This window comes from Ruegeria sp. CF5 (assembly GCF_056537325.1).
On record NZ_JBQFRI010000008.1, the window covers coordinates 246,338 to 253,575 of the forward strand.

The 7,238-nt window shown below is 59.1% G+C and carries 9 protein-coding genes; 7 read left to right on the forward strand and 2 right to left on the reverse strand.

Translation table 11 applies throughout. The features are described 5' to 3' along the window. Window positions 1-15 precede the first annotated feature (15 nt). The 6 genes from ACR0NW_RS18540 to ACR0NW_RS18565 are packed head-to-tail and all read left to right on the forward strand — an operon-like array spanning window position 16 to window position 4,693. The gene (locus tag ACR0NW_RS18540; protein WP_480451997.1) at window positions 16-1,737 is read left to right on the forward strand and encodes an ATP-binding protein; all 1,722 of its coding nucleotides are present in this window, start codon (window positions 16-18) and stop codon (window positions 1,735-1,737) included. Window positions 1,738-1,740: 3 nt separating this feature from the next. Beyond that, a complete protein-coding gene (locus tag ACR0NW_RS18545) occupies window positions 1,741-2,211 on the forward strand; it encodes an HPr kinase/phosphorylase (RefSeq protein WP_480451999.1) in 471 nt (156 codons plus the stop codon). Beyond that, window positions 2,196-3,089: an RNase adapter RapZ gene (rapZ, locus tag ACR0NW_RS18550; protein WP_480452001.1), complete on the forward strand. Its 894-nt coding sequence runs from the start codon at window positions 2,196-2,198 to the stop codon at window positions 3,087-3,089. Before ACR0NW_RS18545 ends, rapZ begins: the two co-directional genes overlap by 16 nt. Further along, a complete protein-coding gene (locus ACR0NW_RS18555) occupies window positions 3,086-3,478 on the forward strand; it encodes a PTS sugar transporter subunit IIA domain-containing protein (protein ID WP_170653968.1) in 393 nt (130 codons plus the stop codon). The genes rapZ and ACR0NW_RS18555 overlap by 4 nt, the downstream gene beginning before the upstream one ends. A gap of 16 nt (window positions 3,479-3,494) precedes the next feature. Then, a complete protein-coding gene (locus tag ACR0NW_RS18560; protein WP_170653966.1) occupies window positions 3,495-3,764 on the forward strand; it encodes an HPr family phosphocarrier protein in 270 nt (89 codons plus the stop codon). Between the two features lie 41 nt (window positions 3,765-3,805). Beyond that, the gene (locus ACR0NW_RS18565) at window positions 3,806-4,693 is read left to right on the forward strand and encodes a lysophospholipid acyltransferase family protein (protein WP_170653964.1); all 888 of its coding nucleotides are present in this window, start codon (window positions 3,806-3,808) and stop codon (window positions 4,691-4,693) included. A 77-nt stretch (window positions 4,694-4,770) separates the two neighbouring features. Here ACR0NW_RS18565 and ACR0NW_RS18570 read toward each other — a convergent pair whose 3' ends face one another. Next, window positions 4,771-5,646 carry a 3-hydroxybutyryl-CoA dehydrogenase gene (locus ACR0NW_RS18570; protein WP_170653962.1) on the reverse strand — a complete coding sequence of 292 codons (876 nt, stop codon included), beginning with the start codon at window positions 5,644-5,646 and terminating at the stop codon, window positions 4,771-4,773. Window positions 5,647-5,811: 165 nt separating this feature from the next. Here ACR0NW_RS18570 and ACR0NW_RS18575 point away from each other — a divergent pair, with 165 nt between their 5' ends. Further along, window positions 5,812-6,639 (forward strand): DUF6473 family protein, encoded by an 828-nt coding sequence (locus ACR0NW_RS18575; protein ID WP_480452004.1) that lies wholly within the window; start codon window positions 5,812-5,814, stop codon window positions 6,637-6,639. Between the two features lie 61 nt (window positions 6,640-6,700). On the opposite strand, the gene ACR0NW_RS18580 is transcribed toward ACR0NW_RS18575, so the two are convergent. After that, a partial coding sequence (locus ACR0NW_RS18580; protein ID WP_480791891.1) for an electron transfer flavoprotein subunit alpha/FixB family protein occupies window positions 6,701-7,238 on the reverse strand: 538 nt, incomplete at its 5' end.

Here is a 7,238-nt window from a genome sequence, read left to right on the forward strand (position 1 = left end):
AGTTAAGGGGTTTTCGTGCGGGATACCGGAGAAGTTAGCGGACCACGCGACGGGGACGTCGTTCTTGGGGATGACTGGGTCATCCCGCAAGACCCGGCATCATCCGAAATGCGCTCGAAGCGATCCGGGCGCAACCTGTTTGCGCTCAGGGGCTCGCCGCTTGCGCGCAAGATCATCACGTTCAACCTTATCGCGCTCGTCATTCTTGTTGCCGGTCTGCTTTACCTGGATGATTCGCGGAAAGAACAGGTGCAGCAGCGCGCGCGCAGCGTTGTCGGCGACGCGCAACTGGTCAGCAATGTCTTCGAAACCCAGCTTCGCGACGGTCCGGCAGACAGCCTAACCAGCGGAAGCGGCATCGACGTCAAGGAAACACTGGCCGGCCTCAGCCTGCGGGACGGGGTCGAAGTGTTCGTTTACGACCAGGCCGGCACACTTGTCGGCTGGACGCGCGGGAAGGCTCCGGACTCAAATCTGCCGGCGCTCATGCGGACCGACAGTGCGACCGCTGCAGGTAACACGCTGATCAGCGATGCGCTCACCGCGGTGTGGAACGGCGTCTCGTCGGTTTTCAGCGGTTCCGCGCACAGTGTTTCACCGCCTTTGGCGGACCGGATTCAGGCGCTGATCCCCGACGCGATCGCGGGGCATGTGCAGGTGAATGCGGTGTCCGATTCAGTTGGCGACACGGTTATCGTGTCAGCCACACCGATAATGCGTGACGGAATTGCCATCGGTGCAATTGCCATGTCCGGTCCTGCGGGCGAAATTGACGCGCTCAGCCGACAGGAACAGGAACGCGTTCTGCAGATGTTCGTGATCGCGCTTTTGGTTTCGGTGGGGCTGAGTCTTGTTCTGGCTTCAACAATCGCCAACCCGCTGGCGGATCTGGCCGCTGCTGCGGAAATGGGCAAGGATCGGGGGACACGGCAAGTCAATCCCGGGCGCATCCGCATTCCGGACCTCACGGCCCGCCCGGACGAGATCGGGCGCCTCAGCCGCGCGCTGCGGGGTATGGTCTCGGCGCTGTACAACCGTATCGAGGCCAATGAACAATTTGCGGCGGATGTGGCGCACGAGATCAAGAACCCCCTTGCCAGCCTGCAATCTGCGGTTGGCACTCTGCGGTTCATAAAACGAGAGGATCAGCGGGACAAATTGCTTGATGTCATCGAGCAGGACGTGCGCCGTCTGGACCGTCTGGTCAGCGATATCTCCAACGCCTCGCGTCTGGATGCCGAACTGGTTAAGGAAGATCAGCAACCTTTCGACCTACTGAAGCTTTTGGAGAACCTTGGCCAATACCTTGGCGAAGACGCCAGATCCAAGGGAATCGACTATATTTCCGACCTGCCGTCTGATCCGATCGTGATCGAAGGGCTTGAGGCGCGGCTGGCGCAGGTGTTTGTAAATCTGATCACCAATGCGATCTCGTTTTGTCAGGATGGCGACGCAATCCGCGTCTGGGCCCGGCGCCGCGACAACCGTGTGCTGGTCGTCGTCGAAGATACCGGCCCGGGCATTCCGGACGAAGCTCTGGCCAAGGTGTTCAAGCGATTCTACTCGCAAAGGCCAGTCGAACATTTCGGTAAGAATTCCGGTCTCGGCCTTGCGATATCCAAACAAATCGTCGAGGCGCATGGTGGCGTGATCTGGGCCGAGAACATCCGCCCGACCGAGGCCGATATCACATCCGAGCCCCTGGGCGCGCGATTCGTCGTGGGGCTTCCTGTCTGACCCATGAGTGTGCGGGTTCTGTCAGCCGTGACCAATCAGGACGCCGCGACAGTCCACGCAAGTTGCGTCACTCTTCATGACCGGGGATTGCTGATTACCGGAAGGTCAGGCTCGGGTAAATCCGCACTTGCGCTCCAGATGATGGGGATGGGCGCGGCCCTCGTATCGGATGACCGGGTCAACCTGTGGATGGAGGGCGAAACGGTTGCAGCTCAGGCGCCCGAACCGATACGCGGTCTGATCGAAGCCCGCGGTATCGGCCTGTTGCAGGCCGACCCGGTAGGGCCCGTCAGCCTTGCCTGGGTGCTTGATCTGGATACCGAGGAAACTGCCCGTTTGCCGGAACCGGAAAACGTGCAGGTTCTCAAACAGTCCCTTCCCTTGCTTCGCGCTGTAAAATCCCCACATTTTGCCGCATCTTTGGTTCAATTGATGAAAACGGGGCGTGTCGGACCGGAATGGCCCAGAACTTGAATTCACAAAGACGTATCGTGCTGGTGACAGGCCCGTCAGGGGCGGGTCGCTCGACGGCGATTCACGTACTCGAAGACCTCGGGTTCGAAGCCATCGACAACCTACCGATGGGATTGCTTGAGCGTCTTCTGGAAGGCCCGGAACCAATGCGCCCCATGGCGCTTGGGATCGACGCCCGAAACCGTGATTTTTCGACAATCGGGTTTCTCGAACTGGTATCGAAACTCGGCCGGATGGAGAAGTTGGACCTGACAACGCTCTATCTGGATTGCAGTGACGAGGTGTTGCTGCGCCGGTTCTCCGAAACGCGCCGCCGTCACCCGATGGCCTCGGATGCCAGTCCCGAAACGGGGATTCAGCAGGAAAAGGAACTGCTGCAACCCATTCGGGAAATTGCTGACACGCTGATCGATTCAAGCACGCTGAATATCCATCAACTGCGCGAAGAGGTTGAGCATTGGTTTGCCCCGGAAGGGGGGCGCCATCTAGCGGTATCGATCGAGTCCTTTTCCTACAAGCGTGGGCTGCCACGTGGACTGGATATGGTCTTTGACTGCCGGTTTCTGGCCAACCCCTACTGGAAACCCGAATTGCGCGCCGCTGACGGTCGAAATCCGGATGTGGCGAACTATGTAGGTGCAGATGCGAATTACGCGCCCTTCTTCGAACGGATCGTGGATCTGCTGCGTATTCTGTTGCCCGCCTATCGCGCCGAGGGCAAAGCGCACCTGTCGGTGGCCTTCGGATGCACCGGCGGACAACACAGGTCGGTGACCGTGGCCGAAGCGGTTGCAAAGGCACTTGCAGAGCAGGGGCAGCAGGTGGCAATTAGGCATCGCGAAATGGAACGTCGCTCTTTGAATGTGAGGCCGGATTGATCGGGATCGTAATCGTAGCGCATGGGGGTCTGGCTCAGGAATACCTGGCCGCTATGCAGCATGTCGTGGGGCAGCAGCCGGGGCTTGTCGCAGTTCCGATCGAAGCCGACCATGACCGCGAGGCCAAGCAGATTGAAATCTGTGCCGCTGCCGACGGGGTGGATACCGGGGATGGCGTTGTCGTGGTAACCGACCTGTTCGGCGGCAGCCCATCGAACCTCAGCCTGCGTGCCTGCGCGCCGCAGGATCGTCGCATTCTCTATGGGGCCAATCTGCCGATGCTGATCAAACTGGCCAAAAGCCGCCACCTGCCGGTTGCGGATGCCGTCCGCCACGCGATGGAGGCTGGACGGAAGTACATTAATACGCAAAATGTTACGTTAGATTGAACCGGAATTTTTGAATATGATCAATCGCAGTTTGAAAATCGTCAATGAAAAGGGCTTGCACGCCCGCGCGTCGGCCAAGCTGGTCGAAGTTGTGGAAGGTTTTGACGCTACGGCAGAGGTGTCCAAGGACGGACTTTATGCGTCTGGTGACAGCATTATGGGGCTTTTGATGTTGGCAGCGTCGCGCGGAACTACTATTGACGTCGAAACGTCCGGCCCGGATGCTGAGGCATTGGCGGACGCTCTTGAGACTCTTGTGAACGACAAGTTCGGCGAAGGGTTCTGATTTCGCAGCCGCTGCGATGGGAAGAACGGGAAGACCAGGAATTGGCGGAAACCGCTCACGATACCAAGACCGGACCGATGGCGGATGGGGCCAAAGATCAGGGCGAAATCTACGACCGTAGAACCCTGACTTATGCCAATTCGTTCGATGATGCCTGGACCTCGACCGCCATCCGGGCCATCGAATGGTGTACCGGCAAGCTGACCATCCTGCGCATGGTAAACAAGTTCGAAAAACAGAACGAGCTTTACCGTGGTCAGAAATTCTGGGGCGGCGCGCTCAAGGTCATGGGCATAGACCTGACCACGCCTGAAGAACAGTTCGCCCGCATACCGAAAGAAGGGCCGGTGATCGTGGTCGCAAACCACCCGCACGGCATGGTTGACGGCATGATCTTTGCCGAACTCATTGGCCGCGTGCGCAGCGATTATCGCATTCTGACCCGTTCGGTCCTGACCGGCCTTGATGAGGCGGCGACCTCGTTCATGATCCCGGTGCCGTTTCCTCACGATCCCGAAGCGCAGTCCAAAATGCTCGAGATGCGCGGCAAGGCAATGAAACATCTGGCCGAAGGCGGGGTTGTCGCCCTGTTCCCGTCCGGTGTGGTTATGTCATCCGACAACTGGTTCGGCCCTGCGATCGAGCGGGAATGGAACGTGTTCACCGCCAAAATGATCCGCCGTTCAGGTGCGAAGGTTGTGCCCATATTTTTCCCCGGCTCAAATTCGCGCTGGTATCAGATCGCCAACCGGATTTCCCCGATCCTGCGTCAGGGTCTGCTGCTGCACGAAATCGTCCGATCCTGCAACAAACCGCAATCGCCGGTGATCGGAGAACCTGTATCCGACGAAGACATGAAGCTGCTGGAACGCGATCCGCGCGGCTTCATGGCGTGGCTGCGCAAACATACCTTGTCGCTGCGCGACTGACCCGCCGCTTCCTTTTGCCGAAAATATCCCCGGGGTGAGCCCGGATTTCATCCGGGCGAGGGGTTGGCACCCTCCTGTTACCGCGTCGGAACCGGAACGTCCCCACGGTAATCATAGAATCCCCGTTCGGTCTTGCGGCCAAGCCACCCGGCCTCGACATATTTCGTCAACAAGGGGCAGGGGCGATATTTGGTGTCGGCCAACCCTTCATGCAGAACGTTCATGATGGCAAGACAGGTATCCAGCCCGATGAAATCGGCCAGCTCCAGCGGGCCCATCGGGTGATTGGCACCCAATTTCATTGACTGGTCGATGGACTGCACGTTCCCGACCCCCTCATAGAGGGTATATACCGCCTCGTTGATCATCGGCATCAGGATGCGATTCACGATAAAGGCCGGAAAATCCTCGGCGCTTGCCGCGGTTTTGCCCAACCGGTCGACGACGGCCTTACAGGCCTTGAACGTCGCCTCGTCGGTGGCAATCCCGCGAATCAGCTCAACCAGCTGCATCACCGGCACCGGGTTCATGAAATGAAACCCCATGAACCGCTCGGGTCGGTCCGTTCGGCTGGCCAGCCGGGTTATCGAAATGGAGGACGTGTTCGATGTCAAAATCGTATGGGGTTGCAGATGCGGCTGCAGGTCCTCGAAAATCGCCTGCTTGATCGCTTCGCGCTCTGTTGCCGCTTCGATGACCAGATCGGTCTGCCCCAGCTCGGGCAAGGCAAGCGTGGTTGAAATCCGCTTCAGCGCCGCATGCAGCTGATCGTCCGAGATTTTACCCCGACCGGCCTGACGCGCCAGATTGGCCTCGATCGTCACCATCGCGCTGTCCAGCGCGTCCTGGCTTACGTCGGTCAGCATTACGTCATATTCCGCCAATGCCAGAACATGAGCGATCCCATTGCCCATCTGACCCGCGCCAATCACTCCGACCGATTTTATGTCCATTCCGAAGATGCCTTTTTCCACAGGGTGCCGCGACCTTACCGGCAGTGCGGGGCAGGCGGCAAGAGGCAGAGGAGCAGACGATTTGCTTCAAATGCGCACATTAGCGGAATCGCAATACTTGCGGCTTCAAGGTGGCAACCGGGTGAACAAAATTGGGTGAGTGAGATGAGCTATCTTAATCCGGGCCTTCCTGCGGCCACTGAAACCAGTTGTATGTATGGGGGCTCAAAACTTCAGTTTCGAGGTCCCCAACGGGCGCTCGAGGGATCATATATCGGCTGTTTCGGCGGGGTCGAAACCTTTGGTCGGTTTGTCGACCGGCCATATTCGTCCCTGCTGGAACAACGGCTGGATCGAAAGTGCATTAATTTCGGGAGCCTTTCCTGCGGGCTTGAGGCGCTGTCACAAGACCGGAACGTGCCAGACCTCATGAATGGATCAAATATCTGCGTGCTGCAGGTCCCCGGCGCGACAGGCGTCTCGAACCGGTTCTACCGCGTTCATCCGCGCCGCAACGACCGCTTTCTGCAACCCACACAGGATATGATTGCGCTCTACCCCGAGGTGGACTTCACCGATTTCCACTTCGTGCGCCACCTGCTGAGTCACCTGCTGCAATACGCGGATGCACGATTCGAGGTCATTGCGCAGGAGTTACGGCAGATATGGATCAGACGCATGCGCAGTCTTTTGGAACGGATCAATCGTCCGGTCATCCTGCTCTGGCTCCGCTACGAGGGAGAGCTGGCCATTGCGCAGGGCGGCCTACTTGGCTGCGAGCCGGCGCTGGTGGGCGCCGATATGATCGCCAAGGTGCAGGATCGTTGCGCCCGGGTTATCGAATCGCCAGTGCGGGTATCCGGTGAGTCCGAGGAATTGGAGGATATGTTGTTCGGTACGCTGCAGCAGCCGCTTGCCGAACACATGCTGGGCCCCGCGATGCATCAGCGAATTGCCGAAGGCCTCTATCGCGCCGTGCTGGAGGTCGAATAAGAAAAGGCCCGCCATTTGGCGGGCCTTGCAGGATTTTTCGTTGAAAAATCTCTGTTCCAACTCAACCGAGTTTTTCGGTGAGTTCCGGGACTGCTGCGAACAGGTCTGCGACCAGTCCGAAGTCTGCGACCTGGAAGATCGGCGCTTCTTCGTCCTTGTTGATCGCAACGATGACCTTGGAGTCCTTCATGCCTGCAAGGTGCTGGATCGCGCCCGAGATACCGACGGCGACATAGAGGTCCGGTGCAACAACCTTGCCGGTCTGACCCACCTGCCAGTCGTTCGGCGCGTAGCCCGAGTCGACCGCCGCGCGCGAAGCGCCAACAGCGGCGCCCAGCTTGTCGGCCAGACCCTCGATCAGTTTGAAGTCCTCTTCCGAACCGACACCGCGGCCACCCGAGACGACAACGCCAGCCGAGGTCAGTTCCGGACGATCGCTTTCAGCAACCTTGTCCTCGACCCACGACGACAGACCCGGGTTTTCACCGACCGAGATGGTCTCGACCGGGGCCGAACCGCCTTCGCCCGCCGCGTCAAAGCTGGCGGTCCGCAGGGTGACAACCTTCTTGGCGTCGTTCGATTTCACGGTCTGGATCGCG